14 protein-coding genes are annotated in these 22,223 nt (G+C 60.6%); 7 read left to right on the top strand and 7 right to left on the bottom strand.

Going from position 1 to position 22,223, the window contains the following annotated elements:
• Window positions 1–11: 11 nt before the first annotated feature.
• The 4 genes from tssC to K6M89_RS01630 form a co-directional block, all read right to left on the bottom strand.
• Window positions 12–1,520, bottom strand: a complete 1,509-nt coding sequence (tssC, locus tag K6M89_RS01645) for a type VI secretion system contractile sheath large subunit (RefSeq protein ID WP_097581188.1) — start codon at window positions 1,518–1,520, stop codon at window positions 12–14.
• Window positions 1,521–1,523: 3 nt separating this feature from the next.
• Window positions 1,524–2,060 carry a type VI secretion system contractile sheath small subunit gene (gene tssB / locus K6M89_RS01640; RefSeq protein ID WP_097581187.1) on the bottom strand — a complete coding sequence of 179 codons (537 nt, stop codon included), beginning with the start codon at window positions 2,058–2,060 and terminating at the stop codon, window positions 1,524–1,526.
• On the bottom strand, window positions 2,057–3,220 hold the full coding sequence (gene tssA / locus K6M89_RS01635) for a type VI secretion system protein TssA (protein WP_222138196.1): 1,164 nt from the start codon (window positions 3,218–3,220) through the stop codon (window positions 2,057–2,059). Before tssA ends, tssB begins: the two co-directional genes overlap by 4 nt.
• A 92-nt stretch (window positions 3,221–3,312) precedes the next feature.
• Window positions 3,313–5,388: a serine/threonine protein kinase gene (locus K6M89_RS01630; RefSeq protein WP_222138195.1), complete on the bottom strand. Its 2,076-nt coding sequence runs from the start codon at window positions 5,386–5,388 to the stop codon at window positions 3,313–3,315.
• A 145-nt stretch (window positions 5,389–5,533) separates the two neighbouring features.
• On the opposite strand from K6M89_RS01630, the gene tssH reads away from it, so the two are divergent.
• Window positions 5,534–8,257 carry a type VI secretion system ATPase TssH gene (gene tssH, locus K6M89_RS01625; protein WP_222138194.1) on the top strand — a complete coding sequence of 908 codons (2,724 nt, stop codon included), beginning with the start codon at window positions 5,534–5,536 and terminating at the stop codon, window positions 8,255–8,257.
• Window positions 8,258–8,290: 33 nt separating this feature from the next.
• Here the strand turns inward: tssH and K6M89_RS01620 are convergent, their stop codons facing one another.
• Window positions 8,291–9,031, bottom strand: coding sequence for an OmpA family protein (locus tag K6M89_RS01620; protein WP_222138193.1), 741 nt, complete (start codon window positions 9,029–9,031; stop codon window positions 8,291–8,293).
• A 120-nt stretch (window positions 9,032–9,151) separates the two neighbouring features.
• Between K6M89_RS01620 and K6M89_RS01615 the strand changes: the two genes are divergently transcribed.
• The 5 genes from K6M89_RS01615 to K6M89_RS01595 all read left to right on the top strand — a co-directional run bounded on the left by K6M89_RS01615 (window position 9,152) and on the right by K6M89_RS01595 (window position 19,030).
• Window positions 9,152–9,922 (top strand): PP2C family protein-serine/threonine phosphatase, encoded by a 771-nt coding sequence (locus K6M89_RS01615; protein WP_222138192.1) that lies wholly within the window; start codon window positions 9,152–9,154, stop codon window positions 9,920–9,922.
• A 5-nt stretch (window positions 9,923–9,927) separates the two neighbouring features.
• Complete coding sequence (locus K6M89_RS01610) at window positions 9,928–10,827, top strand: M15 family metallopeptidase (protein WP_222138191.1); 900 nt, start codon at window positions 9,928–9,930, stop codon at window positions 10,825–10,827.
• A gap of 32 nt (window positions 10,828–10,859) precedes the next feature.
• On the top strand, window positions 10,860–13,295 hold the full coding sequence (locus K6M89_RS01605) for an ImcF-related family protein (protein WP_222138365.1): 2,436 nt from the start codon (window positions 10,860–10,862) through the stop codon (window positions 13,293–13,295).
• Between the two features lie 232 nt (window positions 13,296–13,527).
• Window positions 13,528–16,557 (top strand): alpha-mannosidase, encoded by a 3,030-nt coding sequence (locus tag K6M89_RS01600; protein WP_222138190.1) that lies wholly within the window; start codon window positions 13,528–13,530, stop codon window positions 16,555–16,557.
• Window positions 16,558–16,981: 424 nt separating this feature from the next.
• Window positions 16,982–19,030: a methyl-accepting chemotaxis protein gene (locus K6M89_RS01595; protein WP_222138189.1), complete on the top strand. Its 2,049-nt coding sequence runs from the start codon at window positions 16,982–16,984 to the stop codon at window positions 19,028–19,030.
• Window positions 19,031–19,112: 82 nt separating this feature from the next.
• Here K6M89_RS01595 and K6M89_RS01590 read toward each other — a convergent pair whose 3' ends face one another.
• The gene (locus tag K6M89_RS01590; protein WP_222138188.1) at window positions 19,113–20,036 is read right to left on the bottom strand and encodes a LysR family transcriptional regulator; all 924 of its coding nucleotides are present in this window, start codon (window positions 20,034–20,036) and stop codon (window positions 19,113–19,115) included.
• A gap of 125 nt (window positions 20,037–20,161) precedes the next feature.
• On the opposite strand from K6M89_RS01590, the gene K6M89_RS01585 reads away from it, so the two are divergent.
• The gene (locus K6M89_RS01585; protein ID WP_222138187.1) at window positions 20,162–21,034 is read left to right on the top strand and encodes an alpha/beta hydrolase; all 873 of its coding nucleotides are present in this window, start codon (window positions 20,162–20,164) and stop codon (window positions 21,032–21,034) included.
• A 96-nt stretch (window positions 21,035–21,130) separates the two neighbouring features.
• Here K6M89_RS01585 and K6M89_RS01580 read toward each other — a convergent pair whose 3' ends face one another.
• On the bottom strand, window positions 21,131–22,126 hold the full coding sequence (locus tag K6M89_RS01580) for a LacI family DNA-binding transcriptional regulator (RefSeq protein ID WP_097581175.1): 996 nt from the start codon (window positions 22,124–22,126) through the stop codon (window positions 21,131–21,133).
• Window positions 22,127–22,223: the final 97 nt, after the last annotated feature.

Raw genomic sequence — 22,223 nt, 5'->3', positions numbered from 1 at the left:
CCCTTGTGAATTCAGGTCTTCGTCGACGGCAGCTCCGATACGAGACGCAGTGACGCATTAATGCCTTCCAACTGATAATGGGGGCGCAGATAAAACCGGGCATTATACCATCCCGGGCGGCCTTCGACGCTGTCGACCTGAACCTCGGCCGCAGCCAGCGGCCGTTTGGCGCGGGCCTTGTCGTCGGCAAAGGCAGGGTTGGCAAGAACGTAGCGATTGATCCACTCCGTCAGCCAGATCTGCATGTCGGACCGCTCCTTGAACGAACCGATCTTGTCGCGGGCGATTGCCTTCAGGTAATGGGCAAAACGCGAAACCGGGAAAAGATACGGCAGATTTGCGCTCAGGCGCTCATTGGCCTGTGCATCCGGATCGACCAGGCGCCCGGCGCGCGTCTCGTCATCCTGTAGCGAGTGCGCACCGATGAAGGCTGCGATGTCTGTATTCTTGCGATGCAGGATCGGCATGAGCCCAAGCTTGGCAAGCTCTGCCTCGCGGCGATCGTCGATGGCGACCTCCGTCGGGCATTTCATCGCGACAGTACCATCGTCGGTCGGGAAATTGTGGACTGGAAGATTGATGACCGCTCCGCCGTTCTCGACGCCGCGAATTTGCGTGCCCCAGCCAAACAGCTTGTGGCTTCGATTGATGTTGACGCCCATCGGGAAGGCGGCATTCATCCATACGTAGCGATGATGATCGCCCTGGACATCCTCCTCGAAGGCGAAGCCCTTTACCGGAATGGTTTCCGCGCCGTAGGGCAGGCGCGCAAGGACCCGGGGCATCGTCAGACCGATGTAGCGCGCATCCTCGCTCTCGCGCAGGGACTGCCAGGAAGCGTAGGCGGGCGACGAGACAATCTGTTGCAGGTCCTGGGGGTTTGGCAGTTCCTGCCAGCTTTCCATGCGAAAGAGTCGCGGGGCGGCGGCTGCAATGAAGGGCGTGTGCGCCGACGCGCAGATGCCGGACATATTGCGAAGGAGGGCGACGTCCTTCGGGTGGTTGGAGAACTCGTAGGCACCGATCAGGCAGCCGTACGGGCTGCCGCCTAGCATGGAATATTCGTCCGTATAGACTTTCTTGAATATGGGACTTTGGTCCCACATCTGGCCCTCGTAGTCTTCGAGCGTGTCGGCCAGGGCTTCTTTTGAGATATTCATGACGCGGATCTTCAGCTTCTGATCCGTCTCGGTATTGTTGACCAGATACCACAAACCGCGCCATGTTCCCTCGAGCTGCAGCACTTCGGGCGCATGGAGAACTTCGTTGACCTGCTCGGTCAGAAGCTTGTCGATGCCGGAGATCAGGGATTTGATCGACTTGATCGCATTCGAGGAAATTGTCGTCGACTGCGAGCGCGCGCGCGCTGCAAGCGCGAGATTCTGCACCAGGGTTTGCAGCTTGTCGCTGTCATCCTTCTTGACCTTGAAGTCCTTTTCAAGAAGGTCGCTGAATTCCTGAAGATCGACGCCTTCGGCTTCCTTGACGTCGACAGCGGCGGTTCTTTCCTGTTCGGCCATGTTTCAGCCCTCCGACTTGCTGCCATCATCAATCGCCTGGTCGGCGATTTTTGCCAAAAGGGGCTCGTTGTTCAAAAGCTGGGCGATACGCTTTTCGGCGTCGACGCGGCCATCCATGAAGCCTAGCAATTCCTCAAGCTGGCGGCGCATCTTCAACAGTTCGGCGAGCTGCGGAACCTGTTCGGCGATCCGGTCCGGAGCGAAGTCACCTATGCTCGTAAAGGTCAGGTCGACGGCAAGTTCCTCGTCACGCTCTTCGCCGGGCGGTTGGGGAAGCGTGTTCTTGATCCGCGCCTTGACCCGCGGGCTCAGTGCCTCCATGAAGCGACCGAACCGGTTAGCGTCGGTTTCTACAAAGGTCCGGTCCCGCACGGATTTGAGTGCCTCTGGCGTTTGGGACGCACCGGCAAGATCTGCCATCACCCCCATCACGAAAGGCAGTTCGATCGTGGTCGGGCTGCCATATGTTTCCACTTCATAGGCGATCTGGACGCGAGGCGCCCTGTTGCGTTCGATTACCTTCGCCTTAGTTTCGCTCATTGGTGGTCACCTTTTGTCCCAGGGGCAGGTTTCTTGCTTTCCGAAACGCCGGCGAGAAGCCGGAATTCTTTTAGCCCGGAAGGAGCAAGGTCCTCCATGAGCTCGAGAAAATCCATTGGCACCATTCGCTTGATCCTGCGGGCCAGATGGGGAATGGGGCTTGATGGCTCCGTACGGTCGTAAAAGGCGATGATGAGGTCGATGCAGCGCGTGACTTCGTCCCGCGAGCTCAGGCGGGAGGGGAAGACTGTTGCCGGCTGGTTCGGAGCCCGGTCTGCCGCAGCGCTGGTGGCAGCCGACGCAGGTTCGTCGCCGGCAGTGTCATCTTTCTGACTCTCCTGTTGCGCATTAAGCTTGGTACGCTCCAGGGTCGCCGCCACGCGCTGCAGAAACCGGCTCAGATCCGGCAGGGTAACGCGCAAGTCGCCGCCGATCTGCAGGTTGAGCGACTGTTCGGCCGCCTCCAGAGCTGCGACGGCAGTCCTTGCATCGGCGGCCAGCGCCGCGGCTTCATCAGCGGCCTGTTCCGCAAATGCCGCGCAACCGAACCGCACGCGATTGACCAATTGCTCATGTTCGCTGACGAGTGAGCCCTTCTCGGCCGCACTCAAACCCGGCGCCGCTTCGTTCAAAACGGTGCGGCTGTCGATCGCCCCCCGCTCCAGATCGCGTCCAGTCACCGGGCCTGCGCCACGAGGCGTAAAGAACGTCATTTTGCGCAGATCGCCGAGCAGACCATCCTTGTCATTTTGCAGCTGGATCAGTGCGTTGATGCGGCGAAGAGCGGCCTCGCGTGGAGGCAGGCCGTCGCGAAGCTCCGGGTGCATTGTCTGCCAGTGCATGTCGAAGGTTTGGCCGATCAGGTTCAATCCGTTGGCGAGGCCGGCCAGTCCCCGCTCATTTGCAAGGGCACGCGTTACAATCACGAGCAGCCTGAGATCGCGCCCGTGCGCCCGCAGCTCCTCTGATTTGCGAAGCACGGTCGACCAGTCGACCGGCACTTCCGTTCGTGCGACGGGGTTGTTGCGCTCGTCGCGGCTGATTTCGATCTGGGGCTGTACGAGGCGTTCGAGCTCGTGGAATCGTCCGTCGTTCCGTAGGCTTTCGCCGGACGGGTTGTCACCGTTTATCGGATTCAACCAGAGCGCAGAGTCGAACAACAGATCCCCCGCTTTACCGAATATTCTTCTCGCAATCCTGTTTTAGCATAAATTTTCGCTCTGTACTAATGCCACTTATCGACGAGCGGCAACTAATTCCGAGTGTCGATCAATCGGGTCGTAGTCGATAGGATCGAAACCTTCCCGCTGGCAATAACTGCATGTAAATCCTCGGCAAAGGACTTTGTGGATTCGGTTGTGGGGCGAAGTTGCGAGAACAGAGGACGGTCGGTCTGCATCGCGAATATCAGGCTTCTGCCGAATGTATTGTCGACCGCGAAGGAAAGCTTTGCGGGATCGGTCGCTCCATCTGCCGTGGAGTAGGCGACACGGATGGTACGCATGCCATTGGACACCGTCCCGAGACTGGAAAGCGCGTTGTCCGGGCGCTTGATGTTGGGAAGGACGTTGAACAGATTGCCGGTGACATCGGCAATCGCGACCCAGAGATAGCCATCCGTGATCGCGGCCGGAGCCAGCACATCGATGACCGGATTGTCGCCAACCGAGTAGATGCCGGACATGTTCGGTTCGGATTTGTCACCATAACCGAGCACGATCGTCATCGGCCCTTGGGGCACGTCGGGCAACAATGACTGGACGACACACAACTGTTTGTTGAGCACTGTCGTATCAAATCGCAGATCGCGATCACCTAGACGCGGTGCGAGCCTTTGCCGGAGCGCTTCGATATCTCCGCTTGCCGCAACGTTTCCCCGAATGGCGACTGTCGAGCCAAGAGGAAAGTTTGCCCCTGCCGGTGCCTGGACGACAAGCGGACCGCAGGTCTCCAACGGTGTGATGGCAGATTTCAACTGGTCGGGCGTCAGGCTTCTCGGTCCTGCGGCAATCCGCACGACAGGTTGATAGCCGGCGGCCTTGCTCGCCTCGCTGAACCGGCTGACGACAGTGTCACGTGCTGTCGTGTCGGGAGCAAGGCCGGTCAGGCGGACGGTGCGGTCCGAGACATCGAGCCTCCATTCGTCGAGCCCGTCGGCGGCGGCGAAAAAGCTGTCGATATCCTGTGCCCAGCGCTCGGAAGGTTCCCCTTTCGCAAGTGCAAGCGCACCCGTGGGTGCCGGCAGCCCGGCTGTGCGCGCAAAACCCGCCAATATCGCCTGTTGCTGGTCGGCATCGGGAGCAAAGCCGGACAAGGTCGCCTGGTGTTGCCCGTCGAGCCCGGCGCTGAGTTTATAGGGTGCCTGGACCGGAAGGCTTTTCACAAACAGGCTCTCGCCAAAGCCGGCAAACCAAAATCCCGCGATTGCCGCCACGACAGCAGTGGCTAAGATCGCCGGCCAGTGCCGCCAGCCCGGACTGGCGCCACTCCCACCTTCCTTCCGCAACATCTCCCCCACCTGCTTGACGACGGCCGCAGCCGTTGGCGGGCGTCGCGATGGGTCGGGTTGGGTGAGATCGTCGATCAACGCCTTGAGCGGCTCCGGAACGCCCGCTGTGTCCAGCCGGCGCTCTTTGTAGCGGACAACCTCGCCGGGACTCGTTCCGACGTTGGGAATTTTTCCGCGAAAGGTCGCAAGCAAGGATGCGCCGAGGGCATAAAGGTCTGATCGCGGCTCGGCCTGCCCGTGCAATTGTTCGGGCGCTGCATATTCATATTTTCCGGCAAACTCTTTGCCGACGATTGTGCGTGCGCCCGTCTTGCTGTCCTTGGCAATGCCGAAGTCGATGATAACGGCTTCCTCCGGCCGGCCGCTGCGCAAGATGATGTTGTCGGGCGACAGATCGCGATGGACGATCTTGCGTTCGTGTGTCGCAACCAGGCCCTCCGCCACTCTTTGGGCCACGACCAGCAGGTCTCTGGGAGAAATCCCGCCACGCTCGAGATAGTCGTTGAGTGGCGTACCTGCGACGTAATCCATGACCAGATAGACGTAACCTTCGGCTGTCTGGCTACAGTCGGTATAACGCACGACCGCGTCATGCGAGATGCCGCGCATTTCTTCTTCCCGCTTCATCAATTCCAGATAGCCGGCATCGGCGGACAGCTCCCGCTTGAGTGCCTTGAGCGCCACGACACGGCCGGTGATCTTGTTGCTGGCGCGGTAGACTTCGCCCGTTCCGCCGCGGCCGAGCACACCCTCGATCTCGTAGGTATTGTTGAGTACCTGGTTCTTGCGAAAGATGTCACCGGGCAATGGGTCAATCATCTGCTAACTCCAAACCACGCGGTCACTATTCATCAAAGACATGCGGTTCGAATATTTGTCAAGAACACTATAATGTGGCAGTTTGCCATTGAGATTGAAGACTAGGCTCGTTCATTCGAGAGCACCTGGCAGGAGCCCGACCGGCATGCAGCAGAACGTGTCTTCTCACAGCTTCAAACGTAAAGAACTAATCGGCAAGCTCGATCCAATATGTCTGCGTGCATTCAAGACGGCAGCCGACGCCGCCAAGCTTCGGGGCAATCCCTATGTCGAACTCGTGCATTGGATCGAGCAGCTGGCGCTCGTCGACCGCGCGGATTTCCAGCTGATCCTTGCCGACGCTGGCGTGGACCTCGGGCGCCTTGCAGCCGACATGGCGCGGTCGATCGACAAGCTGCCTTACGGCGCGACGTCCATTGAAGAGTTTTCAGACCACATATTTCACGCTGTCCAGGAGGCCTGGAGTCTCGGAAGTCTTCAATTCGGTTCAGAAGAAGTGCGCGGCGCTTACGTTCTTCTGGCCTGTAGAAAGGTGCCGGTGCTTGATGGCTTGCTGTTGAAGATCAGCGGTGAGTTCGACCGGATCGAAGCCGATTCCGTCCTTGCTCGCCTGGACGACGTACTGTCGCAATCGCTTGAAAATAGAGGCAGACGCGAAGCTGGACAACCGGTGCGAAAGGAGCGGCCGGCTGGCGGCGATTCAGCGTTGGCCAAATATGCGACTGATCTGACCAGGCGTGCTCGAGAAGGGAAGATCGATCCGGTTGTGGGTCGCGACCCGGAAATTCGCCAGATCGTCGATATTCTCATGCGCCGACGGCAGAACAACCCGATCCTGACGGGCGAGGCCGGGGTCGGCAAGACGGCGGTCGTTGAGGGCTTTGCGCTTCGCCTTGCGGCAGAGGACGTACCGCCGCCACTCAAAGGGGTCGCGCTCCACATGCTGGATGTTGGCTTGATGCAGGCCGGGGCGAGCGTCAAAGGCGAGTTCGAAAAACGCCTCAAGACGGTGATCGACGAGGTGCAGGCATCGGAAACGCCGATCATCCTCTTCATCGACGAAGCACATACGCTGATCGGAGCGGGCGGGGCTGCGGGAACAGGGGACGCCGCAAATCTTTTGAAGCCAGCATTGGCGCGCGGCGAACTTCGCACGATCGCGGCAACGACATGGGCGGAGTACAAACAGCATATCGAGAAAGACCCGGCGCTGACCCGGCGCTTCCAGGTCGTCAAGATTGAGGAACCCAGCGAAGAAAGCGCCGTTCTCATGCTGCGCGGCGTGGCGGGCATACTCGAGAAACACCATCGGGTACAGATCCTCGACGAGGCGATCGAAACGGCGGTCGGCCTTTCACATCGTTACATTCCGGCCCGTCAGTTGCCCGACAAGGCAGTCAGCTTGCTTGATACCGCTTGCGCACGCGTGGCGGTATCACAGCACGCGACGCCGGCCGAGGTTGAAGATCTTCTGCGGCGCAAACAGTCTCTCGAAATCGAGCAGGGGATCATCGGCCGCGAAAGGTCCATCGGCATTGAGGTTGCAGAGCGTCAAGCTAAGGTCGACAACGCCCTTGGCGCGGTGGAGACGGCCCTGGCCGAGGCGCAAGCCCGCTGGGAAAAGGAACGGTTGCTCGTGTCTGACATTCTCGACCTGCGGGCCAGGCTGCGCAGCGAGGGAGTTCCCTTGGATGCGGCGTTGTCGCAACAGGGCGCTACCGCGCCCATTCCGACGGTCCCCGACGATCCCTCAGCGGAAGGCGAAAAAGAAGCTCCCGACGGAAGTGCCGACCTTTCGCGCCTAAGGGCACTTACGCACGAACTTGCCGAGATGCAGGGCGAAACGCCATTGATGCTGCTGTCGGTAGACCGCAACGCGGTCGCCTCGGTGGTCCAGGACTGGACAGGTATTCCGGTCGGGCGAATGCTCGCCGGCCAGACGGAAAGGGCGCTCAAGCTCGCCGCAATTCTGGGCGAACGCGTTGTCGGCCAGGACCTTGCCATGGAAGCGATCGCGCGCCGCGTACGGACCAGCCGCGCAGGACTAGGGTCGCCGGAAAAGCCGGTCGGCGTTTTCCTGCTTTGTGGACCGTCCGGTGTCGGCAAGACGGAAACGGCGCTTGCCCTTGCCGAGGCCTTGTACGGCGGCGAACAGAACCTGATCTCCATCAACATGTCGGAATTTCAGGAGGCCCATACGGTTTCGACCCTGAAGGGGGCACCCCCAGGCTATGTCGGCTATGGCAAAGGAGGAATTCTGACCGAGGCCGTTCGCCGCAGGCCCTATTCCGTCATTCTGCTCGACGAGGTCGAAAAAGCGCATCCCGATGTCCACGAGATTTTCTTTCAGGTCTTCGACAAGGGGATGATGGACGACAGCGAGGGTCGACGGATTGATTTTAGAAATACACTCATATTGCTGACCTCCAATGTCGGTTCGGATGTCATCATGAGACTGACAGGCAACGGGCTCTCCCGCACGCCAACCGAAGAACTCGAAGCCGCGTTGCGGACGCCGTTGCTGCAGGTGTTCCCGGCCGCCTTCCTCGGGCGCGTCATCGTCGTGCCCTATTATCCCCTTTCGGATTCGATGATCGAAGCAATCACGCAGGCAAATTTTGCGAAGATCGCAGAGCGACTGCGTACGAGCCATAACGCCGAACTGGTCATAGGTGAGGGCGTTATCGACTTGATCAAGGCGCGCTGCACCGAAGTGGAGTCGGGCGGTCGCATGATCGATGCGATCTTGACCAACACGCTTCTGCCGGCCCTCAGCACTGGCATATTGAACTGGGCGCTGGACGGCAAGCGATTGACAAAGGCGACGGTCGGAGCGTCTGCGGACGGCTTCACCTACGCCTTTGAATAGCGATTAGATCGCATCTGCGGCTGCTGTGCGCGTTTAGCTGACTGCCTGGAATTCGACGCGTCGGTTCTCGTCAGCTCTCGGTTTTTGTGCATCGAGCGGAAACTGCTCGCCAACGCCAACAGCCTCGAGCCGTTCACGAGGAATTTGGCAATCCTCTGTGAAGAAGCGCGCCACTTCCCTTGCACGCAGCGTGGAGAGATTCTGGTTGTACCTCGCCCCGCCGGAGGCATCGGTATGACCGACAATGCGAATGAGCTTGATATCCATTTCTTTCACCACACTGCAGAGCTTCAGCAGCATCGGCTTCTCCTTGGGTGCGATGGCAGAAGAATCGAAGGCAAACTGCACGCGGTAGTTAACCTGATCATCGTCAGGCAGCTTCCAGTATGTCTGCGGTGTTGTTATCGTCGCTGCTGCGGTTGTTGGTGAAGTCTCCACCGGACCCTGTCCGGGAGTCGCGCCGGCCTCGACTGTTTCCTCCTTAGCCACATCTGCCGAAGCGGCCGGATTGCTACTCGCTTGAGTGGAATCGATCTTGGCCGGCGGGGTCTCGGGCGTGGCGATCGGCACTGGCGTTGCCCCCGGCGCAGGCCCGGAATTGGTCAGCACGAGGCCGCGCGACGGCCCGAGCTTGGCCGCCTTGAACAATTCCATTTGCCTATGGAAACGTTCCTTGAGCGCCGTCTCGTTTAGTTCCTGTGCACGCAATTCACTTTGTAACGTGAAGAATAAAGCGAGAGACACCAGCAGCTTCAAAGTCAGCAGGCGCTTCATTTTAGGTTCCTCTCGGCAAAAATGTTTCGCCTGGCCAAAAAATTACTATAGGATGACCGTGGGTGCAACCGCTTCCGTGGCGGCCCTCACGGCGGAGCGAATGATGAGGTTCTTCCGGTCATGACCCCGGAGTATCCCGATAGTCCCTCGACGCGGGTCCCGAGCTGGCCGGGCAGGCCGAAAGGGGCCGGGCTCAGCCACACCGGTCATGTTCGCAACCGCAACGAGGACGCGATACTCATAGATCCCACAGGCATGCTTTGGGCCGTTGCCGACGGAATGGGAGGTTATGGCCACGGCGACGTCGCGGCAGGCCTGGTGATCGAGCATCTAGCCCTGCTTCCCCATGCTCCAATTTCGAGCGCCGATCTGGTGGGCGCGCTCGAGGCAGCCAATTCCGCCATTCGGCGATGGGCAACCTCGGCCGACGTGGCGCAGATGGGTGCAACCGTGGTGGCTGCGCTTCTGCACGGCGGCACTATTTCGCTTGCATGGGCGGGCGATAGCCGAGCCTACCGCTGGCGGGATCGAGAATTGCTACAGCTGACGCGCGACCATTCGGTCGTGCAGGAGCTTCTCGACGATGGGCGCCTTTCTCCCGCTGCGGCCTGGCAGCACCCGCAAGCGCATGTTGTAACACGCGCGATTGGAGCGTCCGATCATCTTATCGTCGAAACCACGGAAGTTTCGTTTTGCCCGGGTGATGTCCTCATTCTTTGCTCTGACGGGCTAACCGACTGTGTGGCGGACGCCGAGATCGCTGCCCTTGTGGCTGCCGGTTCAACGCCGGCGGTGACCTGTCAGCGATTGATCGGCGCTGCACTCGATAACGGTGCTCCGGACAATGTCTCAGTGATTGTCGTCCAGATTGATGGAGCTGCGGTATCTTGAGGCCAATGAATGCCATCGCGGCCATCGTCATCGGCATGAGCATCATTCTCGCAGCCGTCATCTTCGCGTTTGTCGGAAACCTCTTGCAAGATACGGAGCGTGATCCGAATGCGGGCAAAATCGATCGGCTCACACAGCAACTTGCCCAGCAGGACAGTGAAATTCGGGGGCTGCGCTCTGAATTGAACACCCTCAAAGGACAGATGGCGGATGTCAGCGGCAGGGTGATGGAGTTGGAAAAAGCTCCACCTTCCGAGCCTGCTCAGACAGCCCCTGCCATTAATCCGCAATCCATCCAACAGACAGCACCTTCACCCCTCTTCACGGACCAGTTCGGCGGTATGGCACCGCGTGAGGAAGAAGGAAATCTGACTGAACCGATGCAACTGGCCAAGAAGCGTTTCAACGAGAATGTCATACGCCCGACCCCGGCCGTGTTGCGACAGATATTGGGCGAACCGAGAAGCACCTATTCAACCACCTGTGCACCGGTCACCAATCCCAAATTGCTGCATGCACTCGAAACCCGCGACGTCGGCGGTATTCGTCTGACCATGATCAGGCCAGCGCTCGATTCGCTTCAGCAGATCATGGCGCGCCTAAAAAAAGAAGAGCCCGACATCTATGCCGCAATCGGCACCGCGGGCGCGCTCTGTGCAAGGTATGTACGTGGGTCGGCGAAGTCGGTGTCCTCACATGCGTGGGGGGCAGCCGTCGACCTGACGCTCAAGAAGAACCTCGACAACATGGGCGATAACAGCACGCAATTCGGGCTCGTGGTGCTCGCGGAGTTCTTCAATGAGGCTGGCTGGTATTGGGGTGCGGGCTATAGCCGCGAAGATTCTATGCATTTCGAGGTCGGCGAGGCCCTGCTGCGAAAATGGGCGGCTGAGGGCAAGCTGTGAAGGGGGATATCGAACCGCCGGGTCCAGCCCCTATCCAAGCAGATGTGCTTGCCGCACTGGCACAGCCCCTGCTGGATCTTGCAAAACGGGCCGAAAGCGAAAAGAATCCAGATCCACGCGAGCTTGCGGCAATGGCACGGAGCCTCGTCGCCGCGTTCGAGACGGAAGCACGGCGCCGGAAGGTCCCCCAGGAATGGCTCCTGGATGCCCGCGATGCCCTCGTTGCTTTGGTTGATGCGCGAGCGCGTAACAATCCGGCATTGTCAATCCGAAAATGGGAGCGCGCGCTGGCCGCTGCTCTTCCAATCGGGGGCGTTATGGCGGCCAGCAGGCTCGCCGAACGGGCGAGGGCGGCAGCGAAGGCAGGGCCTGCGAGCCGGGATCTCGCCCGTTTCCTCGGCCACTGTAACGACGCTGTCCAAGCGGCGCTTCTATCGGGCACACAGCATAAAACCCTCGCGGATCGCGGTCTTGCTGCTCTTGTGATCGGACTTTTCCTGGCAATTCTGGCGGTTTGGGCAGGATGGGCGGAATGGCGGTTTCGTGAGCGGCTTTTGTCGCAACTGCCCGATGTCGCACGTGTCGTAGAAGCCGGACGCACGGTAACACCGGCGGCGCGCGCAGCCCAGCTTGATGCATTCCTTGCAGGAGTTCGACTTGTTGAGCAGGATGCGCAGCGTTCACCCCTTGGTCTCATTCATCATTTGGGGATTTTCGATCCAGCAGAGGCCGCACGCCGGCGCTATGGCCAAGCCGTCGACGCGCTGGCCAGCGGCCCGCTTGCTGAAGCCCTTGGTGTTGCTCTCGCCACGGAAGGGGAGGCGACCGCACTTTACGATTCCTTACGCGCCTGGTCTATCTTGAAGAGCACATCGGACTGGCAACCGCGGTTCCTGGCGGGCTGGATCGAAGATCGAGCCCAGACATTTCCCGAACTTGCCGGCATGGCAATGCATGTCGCTGCCATGTCCGGACCTCCAACAGATCTTGAAGAGCCGGATCCCGAAGCAATTGCTCAAGCAAGACAGTTTGCTTCAGAGGGCTTGGCAAACGAGCGCGCCATGCTGGAACTCGCCCGGGCCGAGAAAACTGCGGGCCTGCCTGCCTGGTCTCTCGGGCAGGCAGCACCTGGTCTCGACAAGATATTGATCCGCAGGTCCGGACTGCCCATCGAGCGGGCCGTGCCCGGTCTTTACACTGAGGCAGGATGGTCTTACGCGCGCTCTGGCGCTGCAAAAGAGGCGATCGAGAAGGCGAAAGCCGAAACTACAATCCTCTTACACGCCGGAGACGAGACAAGTGCTGATGCAGTTATGGACCTCCTTCAGAAGCGGACGCTGGAGACGTGGTCTCAGTATCTTGGCGATCTTCGTGTTCGGCCATTCACCGACCAACCGAGCGCGGTTATTTTCAGCGGTGTGCTAAGCGCCACCAACTCACCGCTCTCGGCCCTGATCCGTGAGGCATGGCGTCAGGCGGGGGGCACCGACCGCAGCCGCAGCCATGCGAACCAGCTTCGAATTGCCGCGACACTCGGACCTGCCATCCAATTCGTGGAGCAGGGTCGCATGTCGGAAATTTCGCGCCTCTTTGTGTCGCTGAATGTCGCGCTTGCCCTTCTCGACGGAAATTCCGAAATCGGCAAAAAGTCGCTGATGGATGCGCAGGAGCGTGCCAACTCTGTTGTCGCCCTGCAGCAGGCCCCGCTCCTCGTCGTACAAATGGTCGAAGACGTGATCTCGCAGACGGCATCTCCAAAGGCGGTAGAAAAGACCGAAGATCCGGTCCCGACAGCAAAGCCGCTAGGGGCTTGGGGCGAGATCGCTATGGCCTGCCAGGCTGCTGTCGCAGGCCGCTATCCGTTCTTTAACGGGTCGGACGCGGATATGGCTGAAGTCGCGCGCATTTTCGCGCCCAAGGGTCTCGTGGAGACCTATTTCCGGACGCAACTGGCGCCTTTGATGGATATATCAACGACGCCGTGGCGCTGGAAACCGGGAGCCCGGGTTTCTGGTTATGCCCCCGAGAGTGCAACGTTCTTTCAGAAAGCTTCCGCAATCGGCGACGCGCTCTTTCGTCAGGGAACCTCGCCGCATCTCCCTGTCTCGCTGGAGGCACTTGCACAACGTGGTGCGGCTACCATCTCGATCGGCGGCGCAAACGCGCCGGTTACCACATCAGGCGGGGCAGTGACCTTTAGCTGGCCGGGCGATCTGCCATCACGTGGCTTCGAAATCTCCTTCGATAGCGGTAGTGCGGTTGAGAAAAAAAGCACGCCCGGGCCGTGGGGCCTGCTGCGCTTTCTGGACGGTTCACGCTTGCGGCCACGCGACGGCGGCCGGCGGTTTCTCATAGACGTGCGGACAACCCGCGCACGCGCCTACCTGCAGATGTCGTTCGCCGAGCCTGCCAACCCTGTCTCCGTGCGCACTCTAATGCGGGAACTGACATGTCCATCGAGCCTCTGACGTCGTGCGGATTTAGAGACGGACGCACTTGTCTGACAAAGTTACATTTGCCTGTCGGGCGAGCGACATCCCTTTCGCACTTGACGGCAAATCAAAGTTACTTAATCTAAGCTCCCGGCAGGACCCGCTGGGAGGAGGGGCCGGTATATCGCGATCTCTGTCGCATCATCTTCATCTCCCAAAGCCATGACTCCGGATCGTTCGCCGCCGATTTTTTCAACAGGGATAGACCATGCCTCTGACCATTGCCCAACGCCTCGATCGCCTCAAAGTCCGCATCGCCGAGCTGGCGCACTGGCGGGATCGGCAGAGTAGCCCGATCGACGGCTGGACCTTCGAGGGCGAGCCGATCGGCCATCAGCAGGATTGGCCGCATCGCCAGGGCGTCGTGCATTTTGCCGCAAGCGCCGAGGCGCCGGCGGGCTGGCCGCTCGAGGATATCCGCCTGCAGCTCGATCTCGGCGGCGAGAGCCTGATCACGCTGAGCTATCCGGATGGCCAGAGCGAGACATTCGGGCTCGATCCCTATCATCAGGAGTTTCCGGTCAAGGGCCGCCGCTTTTCGATTGTGACGGAGAGCGTCGCGCGTTTTCCCTTCGGCGAACCGAACCGGGCACCGAGACTGAACAAGGCCCGCTTCATCTGGCTCGACGGTCCGGCCCATCGCCTGCATCTTCTGTTGAAGCAGGTTTCCGAGGCGATCGAGGTGCTTGGTGATCATGAAGTCGTGCCGCATCTGGTCGACGCCGCCGAGCACGCCTTGCGCAGCCTCGACTGGCCGTCGGATACGGCGGCCTACGTCTCCCGCACCGCCGATGCGGTGATGCAGCAGAAGATCTGGGAACTGCCGGAGCTTGAGGCGAACCCGGCGGGTCTCACCGACGAGCAGAGTGCTTCGGCGGCGTCCGCCTTCGAGGCCCTGACGGCGCGGCTGAAGGAATTGCAGAAGCGCTATCCACCGAATGGCGAATTGCTGCTGACCGGCCACGCCCATATCGACCTCGCCTGGCTCTGGCCCTATCGCGAGACGCGGCGGAAGATGCGGCGCACTTTCAACACGGCGCTGTCGCTGATGGAGCGCTCGGCCGATTTCCGCTTCAACCAGTCGACCGCCCATTATTACGCGCAGATGGAAGAGGAGGATCCGGAACTTCTCGAGCGCATCAAGCAGAAGGTCGCGGACGGAAAATGGGAAACCGTCGGCGGCATGTGGGTGGAGCCCGACACCAACATGCCGACCGGCGAAAGCCTCGTCCGCCAGGTTCTTTACGGCCAGCGCTATTTTGAAAAAACTTTCGGCTTTCGTCACACGGTGTGCTGGCTGCCGGATTGCTTCGGTTTCTCAGGCGCGCTGCCGCAGATCCTGAGGCAGGGCGGCATGGACAGCTTCTTCACCATCAAGGTCAATTGGAGCGAGACCAACCATATTCCCTCCGATCTCTTCTGGTGGAAGGGACTCGACGGCAGCCAGGTGCTGACCCACACCTTCGACAATCCGATGCAGGGCTATAACGGCTTCGTGCAGGCCGATTGCTATCTGCCGACCTGGAAGAACTTCCGCGGTAAGGTGCAGCATCACGCCTCGCTTCTCGCCGTCGGCTATGGCGACGGCGGTGGCGGCGTCACGCCCGAAATGGTGGAGCGCGAAGTGCAGTTGCGCGATTTCCCCGCCATTCCGCAGGCGCGCTGGGGCACGGTCAAGGGCTTCTACGAGCAGGCGCACGGCACGGCGCGGGAAAAGAATCTTCCCGTCTGGGACGGCGAAATCTATCTCGAACTGCACCGCGCCACGCTGACGTCGCAAAGCGGCGTCAAGCGCAAGCACCGCCACGCCGAACGCGCGCTGATCACCGCCGAGACCCTGGCGTCGCTCGCGCATTTGCTGGGCGCCGACAGGCCCAAAAGCCTCGAAGCGGATTGGCGGGTGGTGCTGAAGAACGAGTTCCACGACATTCTGCCGGGCTCTAGCATCCGCGAGGTCTATCAGGATGCCGAGCAGGAGCTCGGCGGTGTCATCGACCATGCCAAGGCCGAACAGGCCAAGGCCTTGCAGGCACTGTCGGCCCGTCTGCCGAAAGGTAGCGTCGGCGATGCGCTTGTCGTCGTCAATCCGTCGCTTGCGCCGCGGCCGCTGAGCGCCACGCTTGCCGACGGCACCGTCGTCGCGGCCGCCGATATCGTCGCCCCCCTGTCCGTTGCGGTCTTCGACCGGCAAGCGCTGAAGCCGGCGGGCGGGCTGAAGGCAGGTTCCGATCGCCTCGAAAACGATCATCTCGCGGTCGTCATCGGCAGGGACGGCGCGGTTGCGAGCCTCGTTCATAAGGCGAGCGGCCGCGAAGCGGTCGACGGCTCGGCAAACCAGCTCTGGGTCTATCCGGCCGACAAGCCGCGCAATTGGGACGCCTGGGATATCGATGCCGATTACGCCGAAAAGGCCGTCCGTCTCGATGCGCCCGAAAGCATCTCGCTCGTCGAAAGCGGCCCGCACCGCGCGGCGATCCGTGTCGTTCATCGCTACCGGAATTCGAGCGTCACCCAGACCTATGTGCTCAGCGCCAATGCCAAGCGGCTCGACATTGAAACGACGATCGACTGGCATGACCGCCGCACCCTGCTGCGCACCCTCAACCCGGTCGATGTAAAGGCCCGCAAAGCAACGTTCGAATGCGCCTTCGGCATCGTCGAGCGGGCGACACACACCAACACCTCCTGGGAACAGGCAATGTTCGAGGCCGTCGCCCATCGTTTCGTCGACATCAGCGAGCCGGGCTTCGGCGTGGCACTGCTCAACAATGCCAAATACGGTCATAGCGCCCGCGGCAATGTGATCGGCATGAGCCTGGTGCGCGGGCCGATCTATCCGGATCCGCTGGCCGACGAAGGCGAGCAGAGCTTCACCTATGCGCTGATGCCGCATGACGGCGCCTGGCATGAGGGCGGCGTTCTCGACGAGGCAATCGATCTCAACCAGCCGCTCGTCACCTCGGAAGCTCAAGACCTGTCCGCCGGCACTTTCGCACCGCTCACCGTCGCCGGCACCCCCGTCGCCTTCTCTGGCCTGAAGCCGGCGGAGGAGGGTGATGGCCTGATCCTGCGCCTCTATGAACCTGCCGGCCGGCGCGGCCGCCTCTCCCTTGCGCTGCCGTCCGGATGGTCCGCCTCGCAGCCGCTCAACATTCTCGAAGAGCCGATGGAGCGGAAAGGACCTGCCGAGATCATGCCGTTTGAGATCAGGACCTGGAAGCTGCAAAGGGCCAGATGACGCCTAGATCAGGATGATTTTAGGTCCGGTCGACCTAAAATCTGAATCCGGTTCTAAATTAAAGAGTTAGAGCATGATGTCGTCCGAAAACCGCTCACACTTTTCGGCATGCTGGCGTTCACCGCTTCCGATCCGCGCCGTCACGCGAACCAGCCCGTTCCATCGGGCTGGTTCTCGGGCCTATCCGTTTCCGGCGCTTGATATCCCGATCGCGCATCAAGTTCCCGGCGCGGCGAAGGTGGAACTTTTTATTATATGTTCATCGACTGTTAGTGGACCCAGGCCAAGGCAAAGGGCAGCGCTTCGAAAGCGAAGGTGCTCTCAAAAGCCGGGCGCATAAATGGCGGTCGAATGAAGTCGATCACCCATTCCGTGGCGGGCAGGGGATATGAGGACTCCTGCTGCGCTCAGCAGGAACCGATACATGCCCGCAAGCATCTTTTCGCGCATCAGCACCAAACTGGCCACGCTTTCCGCCATCGGCATTTTCCTGGTGGCGGTCATGCTTCTTACCGTCTGGCAGGGCGGCCAGCATGTATACGAAAGCGCGAAATATCAGGAGGGCCAGCTGGTCGTTTCCCGTGATCTGGTCGATGCCAAGGCGTCATGGCGCGGCATGCAGATCGGGGTGCGCGATCTGCGTCTCGCCGCCTCCGCCGACGAGATTGCCAAGGCCGCCGACTATCTTGCGGCCCGCCACCACTCGGTGGTCAAATACCTCGACGATGCCATGGGCGGACTGCGACTGCAGGTCAACAGGGACCGGATCGTGAAGCTCAAAACGCTGGCCGAGAGCCTTTTCAACGCCACCGGCGAAATGGTCGACATCGCCAAGGCAAAGCTCGCCCTCAAATCTGGTGACACGTCCCTCGACGCAAAGGAGAGGGACGCTCAGGCAAGGCTGACGGCGCTTTCGGATGAGGCGGCCAAGCTGATCGACGAAGGAGTGGATTCGGCAAAGGCGATGGCGACAAAGGCTGGGGAAGAGGCGGATGCTGCCGCTGTTCTGGTTCTCTTTCTCAATCTCGGCATCGGCCTTTTGACCATCGCCACGCTGATCGGTGCTGCTGTCTTCGGCGCCCGGGTGATCGCAAGGCCGATCGGCCACATCACCGCGAGCATGAACGATCTCGCCGGCGGCAATCTCGACGCCGACATTCCCTTCGCCGACCGAGGCGATGAAATCGGGCAGATGGCCCGTGCCGTCGAAGTCTTCAAACAGAACGGCGCCAAGGTGCGCGAACTCGATGCGGCCGGCGCGAACAAGCGGGCCAAGGTCATCGAAATGCAGAAGAGCGTCGACGCGGTCATCACGGCGGCGGCAGCAGGCGACTTCACCCAGCGCGCGCCTGAAGAGTTCGGCTATCCCGATCTCAATCGCATCGTCATCGGCCTCAATCAGCTCGTCGCCTCGGTCGACCGTGGCGTTGCGGAAACCGGCCGGGTCGTTTCGGCGCTCGCAAATGGCGACCTGACCGAGAATATGCGCGGCGAGCTCCAGGGTTCTTTTGCGGGGCTGCAGAACAACGTCAACACAACGATGAGCAACCTGCGCTCCGTTCTTGGCGAAGTGCGGGCGGCCGTCGACATCATCAACGGCGGCGCCGGCGAGATGCGGACCGCTTCCGGAGACCTGTCGCAGCGCACCGAGCAGCAGGCGGCGTCGCTGGAGGAAACCTCCTCTGCTTTGGAGGAGATCACCGTCGCGGTGAAGCACTCCACAAAGCGTGCATTGGAAGCCAGCCACATGGTCGACGAGGCGAAGAGAGGCACCGCCCAGTCGAGCGACGTCGTCAGCCAGGCCGTTTCGGCGATGGGCCGGATCGAGCGGGCCTCGGGCGAAATCAGCAAGATCATCAGCGTTATCGACGAGATCGCCTTCCAGACCAATCTTCTGGCGCTGAATGCCGGCGTCGAAGCGGCGCGTGCCGGCGAGGCCGGCAAGGGCTTTGCCGTCGTGGCGCAGGAGGTGCGTGAATTGGCGCAGCGTTCGGCCAATGCCGCCAAGGACATCAAGGACATCAAGGTGCTGATCAACCGCTCCAGCGATGAGGTCCATTCCGGGGTGAAACTGGTGACGGCGACGGGCGAGGCGCTGGGCCATATCCAGGATCATGTGGTCAAGATCGACGAGCATGTCCGCTCGATCGCAACCGCCGCGCGCGAGCAGTCGACCGGTCTCTCCGAAGTCTCGACCGCCGTCAATCAGATGGATCAGGTGACGCAGCAGAACGCCGCCATGGTCGAGGAATCGACTGCCGCGGCCAACCGGCTGGCGGAAGAGGCCGCCAACCTCGCCCGGCTGATCGCCCGTTTCAAGCTGGATGCCGCGCAGATGGCGCCACGCGCCGTCACCCCGCAAAGCAGACCGGTCGCCTCTCCGGCGCGCACCCTCGGCCAGAAGCTCACCGGCGCCTTTGGCGGCCGCGCGGCGACGGCGACGGCCGCGGCTGCTTCATGTAGGGAGTTTTGATAGAAGCGCGTGCGGCCGGTTCTTGAAACCGGTCCTCTTTGCGCCGAAGAAATTCGGCGCGGAGTAGCGGAGGAAATCCGGATCACAGTGACCAGTTTGCTGCCGGGCAAAGAGCCTCGGGCCGGGCGGCAAAATTCTCGACGACGAAATCCACGAAAGCGCGGACTTTGGGTGAGAGCTGGCGGTTGGATGGCCAGACCAGCGAGAGCGAGCCGAAAGGCACCATGAAGGCGGTGAGGACGGGAACCAAGTTACCCGCTCGGAGATGAGGCTGCGCGACATAGACGGGCAGATGCGCGAGCCCGAGGCCGTCCTGTGCCGCCCGCAGCCCGGCATCCGTATTGTTGAACGTCAGGGTTTTCGGCAAAAGCAGCCGGTCGTATGGCTGATGGAATGACCATGGCGCGATGCGGCCGCTGGATGGATATTTGAAGTGAATGCAGGCGTGCCCTGAGAGGTCGTTCGGCGTCTGTGGCCGTCCGCGACGATCGAGATAATCGGCACTTCCGCAAACGACGAAATGCTGCTCGCCGAGATGGCGGGCGATCAATCGGGCATCGGCAAGTTCGCCGCTGCGCACGACGACATCCAGGCCCTCGGCGACCAGGTCTACGACCCTGTCTTCGAAATCGACGTCCAGTTCGATCTCCGGAAATTGCGCGGCGAACATCGGCAGGATCGGCATCAGCAGGTGATGTCCGACGATTTGCGGGACGCTGACCCGGAGGCGTCCTCTCGGCCGCTGCCGGCTTCGCAGGGTACCTGCCTCTGCGTCTTGCATATCGTCGATGATGCGCTTGTAGCGCTCGTAGAGGACCGCCCCTTCCTCGGTTAGGCTGAGGCTGCGCGTCGTGCGGTTGAAGAGCCGCACCCCCAAGCGGCCTTCGAGGCGCGCGATCGATTTTCCGATCGCCGATGGTGAAATTCCGGCGATGCGCGCGGCTCCGACATAACTCTGCTGTTCGGCAGCGTAGACAAGAGCGAAAAGGCCCGCGAGACCATCCATGGCAACACCTGATTGGAGATATTTTGTCCGGTATCTAATTCCATGAGCCGCCGTTGATCAATATTGCGTAGGAAATATCCTTTGTCCGTGAGTGACGTCTGGCCTTATCGAAAGGAGTTAACGGCATGCGGGACTACGCAAAAGAACGACCGGAGCACACGGCGAGATACATCGGGGAAATCGACTTGTTTCTGGAAATATTTCGTGGAAGCTCCGGTTCGGAGCGGCCCGCTCGGCCGCCTTTGCTCTTCGTCCACGGCGCCTTCACCGGCAGTTGGATGTGGAGCAAGTACGTTCCTCACTTCATGTCAGCCGGATGGAACGCCTACTGTATCAACCTGCGCGGCCACTACAAAAGCCGATCGGTCGATTTTACCAAAGTCACCTTCGAGGACTATCTGGACGACATCCGGCAGGCCATTTCCGAAATCGTTGAAGAATGCGCGGTCCCGCCTGTTGTAATCGGCTTCAGCATGGGAGGAATCCTCAGCCAGAAACTGGCGGAAAGCGTGGAGATTGCCGGGCTGGTGTTGATCGATTCCAGCATTTCCAGGCAGGTGCATGACGAGGTGCCCTATCAGGAGCTTGCGCCACGAATGCCTGGCCTTGTCGTGCCGGCGGCCGCGCGCGACGAGCAATGCAGCGCCGATGAAACGCTCGAAGATATCGCGTTCCAGCGGAAATACTTGTCCATGGAATCCGGCAAGGCATTCGCTGCATTTTCCTTTCATTTCGGAGCGAGGGGAATTTCCATCGAAAGCGGCAAGATCACTTGCCCCGGCCTGGTCATAGCAGCGGTCAACAATGAAGACGACGATCGTCGGGGCCGGGCGACGGCACGGCTTATTGGCAGCGAATATCTGGGTCTTCGGGGGACGACGCATACCGGTTTGCTCGTCGGGCAAAGGTATCGCGAAGCCGTAAGCCACATCATCGAATGGTTGGCACGCTTGGAAGATTGTTCCAGTCAGCCCTCCAAGCCAAGGCCCCGCCGGTAGCCAGCCGCCAAAGGCTTCCAGGCGCGACAATACCGGAGCTTCGGGCCGTCCATGCTCCGATAAGTCGTATCTGGCGCGGCTCCCGTCAACCGCCAATCAGGCGGATAGTCTGGGAACGAGATGCCCTGGCAAGGTGACTGTTTCGACGGCGCGGGCTCCGATAATCATCTCTACGATCGTGTTGATCATTTCATAAGTGGGCTGCTCGTAAGTCGTCAGGCCATAGGCGGGCGCCGCGCCGAGCTCGATATTGTCGAAGCCGACCACCGCAAGGTCTTGCGGAACGCGGCAACCAAATTCACTGCGGGCCGTGGCCATGGCTCCTAACGCCAGAATGTCATTTTCACACATCAATACATCGACCCGTGAGGAGGAGGGGGTCGCGCTTAGATAGGCTCGCACCGCCTCGGCGCCCGCATCGGCACTGTACCGGTCTGCGTTCAGCTCTACCACGCTCCCCACGCCCTTCCGTCGCCAGAAATTCGCGTAGTGATGGCGCCTGCCGAGTGCCGTCGACAGGGTTCTTGCTCCCGTCATAAAACCCGGACGGCGATACCCCTTGTCGAACAGGTAATCGACCATTTGGCTGAGGGCGAGTTCAGCATCGCAGGCGACTGCAGGGACACCGGGAATCTGGCTGTCTCTTGCAAGAACGAACATCGGCGGAAAACCTGGGCCGAGGCGTCGATCGCCGAGAGTTTCCTCGCGAAATGCCGTACCGAACAGAATCACGGCGTCGAATTGCCGTTGGTCGGCATTGATCAGCGCGTGAACGTGATCGAAATGCCGATTGATATTGATCAATACCGTCAGTAGTCCCTCCGCCTGCAAGCGCTCGGTGAGCATTTCCAGGACCGGAAGCTTGTGCGGATTGGCGAAGTCGTCGACGAAAACCGCCACTTGATGCGTGATGTTTGTCGCGAGGCTGCGGGCAAGCAGGTTCGGCGAATAGTTCAGCGCCTCTGCGGCCTGAAGCACTTTTTGCCGGCTGACGTCGGTGATGGATGCACCGGGTGTAAACGCGCGGATAACGGTCCATTTCGATACGCCGGCGGCTTCCGCCACCTCTTTTGCTGTCGCCCTTTTGCGCATGCCTATCTCCTGCCGACTGGAATGAATATTCCACAAAAAAATAAAAATGGAATGGATGCTTGATTTTTGCCGACAATAAAGTAACTTGTCTGAGTTT

The sequence above is a fragment of the Rhizobium croatiense genome, assembly GCF_019793465.1.
Taxonomy (GTDB): Bacteria; Pseudomonadota; Alphaproteobacteria; order Rhizobiales; family Rhizobiaceae; genus Rhizobium; species Rhizobium croatiense.
This window is presented reverse-complemented; position numbering and strand designations above follow the sequence as displayed.